This window comes from Compostimonas suwonensis, from assembly GCF_002797855.1.
GTDB lineage: Bacteria > Actinomycetota > Actinomycetes > Actinomycetales > Microbacteriaceae > Compostimonas > Compostimonas suwonensis.
Genome location: NZ_PGFB01000010.1, coordinates 1 through 1,665 on the forward strand (window position 1 = coordinate 1; position 1,665 = coordinate 1,665).

A 1,665-nucleotide genomic window follows, 5' to 3' on the forward strand; every position below is an offset into this window, starting at 1 on the left:
GCGGCTCTGTTCTGTTTCTGATCCGTTCCGCTTCTGAGTCCGCTTTAAACCACAAACGACGGAGGTCCTGTCCTGTTTCCGGTGTTCTGGTGGGTTGCCGGGGTGTGGGGCGGGATCTCCGTCGTTTGTGGTGGGGACGGGTCAGGTGTGGGTGGGTTTAGTTGACGTCGTTGTCGATCCAGTCGAAGGTTTTGGTGACGGCTTTTTTCCAGTTGCGTAGTTGGCGGTCGCGTTCGGTGTTGTCCATGTTCGGTGTCCAGCGGGAGTCTTCTTGCCAGTTCGCTCGTAGTTCGTCGAGGTTGGCCCAGTAGTCGACGGCGAGGCCGGCGGCGTAGGCGGCGCCGAGGGCGGTGGTCTCGGCGACGACGGGTCGGATGACGGGCACTCCGAGGATGTCGGCTTGGAACTGCATGAGCGTGTTGTTGGCGATCATGCCGCCGTCGACTTTCAGTTCGGTGAGATCGACGCCGGAGTCGGCGTTGACGGCGTCGAGGACCTCGCGGGTTTGGAACGCGGTCGCTTCGAGGGCGGCGCGGGCGATGTGGCCCTTGTTCACGAACCGGGTCAGGCCCACCAACGCTCCACGCGCGTCCGATCGCCAGTACGGGGCGAACAGGCCGCTGAACGCGGGCACGAAGTACGCGCCGCCGTTGTCGTCGACCGTGTTGGCGAGTTCTTCGACCTCGGGGGCGGAGGAGATGATGCCGAGGTTGTCGCGCAACCATTGGATGAGGGATCCGGTGACGGCGATCGATCCTTCCAACGCGTAGTGCGGGGGGTTGTCGCCGAGTTTGTAGCCGAGGGTCGTCAGCAGGCCGTTCGTGGAGTGCACGATCTCCTCACCGGTGTTGAAGATGAGGAAGTTGCCGGTGCCGTAGGTGTTCTTCGACTCGCCGGCGTCGAAGGCCGCCTGCCCGAAAGTCGCCGCCTGCTGGTCGCCGAGGATGCCGGCCACCGGCACCTCCCGCAACAGAGAGGAGGGCTCGACCACGCCGTACACCTCGGAGGAGGAACGGATCTCGGGCAGCATCGAGGCAGGAACCCCGAACACGTCGAGGATGTCCTGCCGCCAGGACAGGGTCTCCAGATCCATGAACAGTGTGCGGGACGCGTTCGTGACATCGGTCGCGTGCACCCCGCCGTCGACCCCGCCGGTCAGGTTCCACAACACCCAGGAATCGGTCGTGCCGAACAACAGATCCCCCGCCTCGGCCTTCTGGCGAGCCCCGTCGACGTTCTCGAGGATCCAGACGATCTTCGTGCCCGAGAAATACGTCGCCAACGGCAAGCCCACGACCTGCTTGAACCGTTCCACCCCACCATCGGCCGCCAAACGATCAACGATCGGCTGAGTACGAGTGTCCTGCCACACGATCGCGTTATAGACCGGCTCACCCGTCGTCTTATCCCACACCACAGCCGTCTCACGCTGATTCGTGATACCCACCGCCGCGATATCGTGACGAGTCAGATCCGCTTTCGACAACGCGAGACCGATGACCTCACGCACGTTGTCCCAGATCTCCACCGGATCATGCTCAACCCACCCAGCCTGCGGGAAGATCTGCTCATGCTCCTTCTGCCCAATCGAGACGATACTGCCCGAATGATCAAAAACGATCGCCCGAGAACTCGTCGTCCCCTGATCAATAGCGATGACGTAGT

1 protein-coding gene is annotated in these 1,665 nt (G+C 62.7%); it reads right to left on the reverse strand.

Translation table 11 applies throughout. From position 1 onward, the window contains the following. Positions 1-157: 157 nt before the first annotated feature. A partial coding sequence (gene glpK, locus CLV54_RS17300) for a glycerol kinase GlpK (protein ID WP_100346256.1) occupies positions 158-1,665 on the reverse strand: 1,508 nt, incomplete at its 5' end.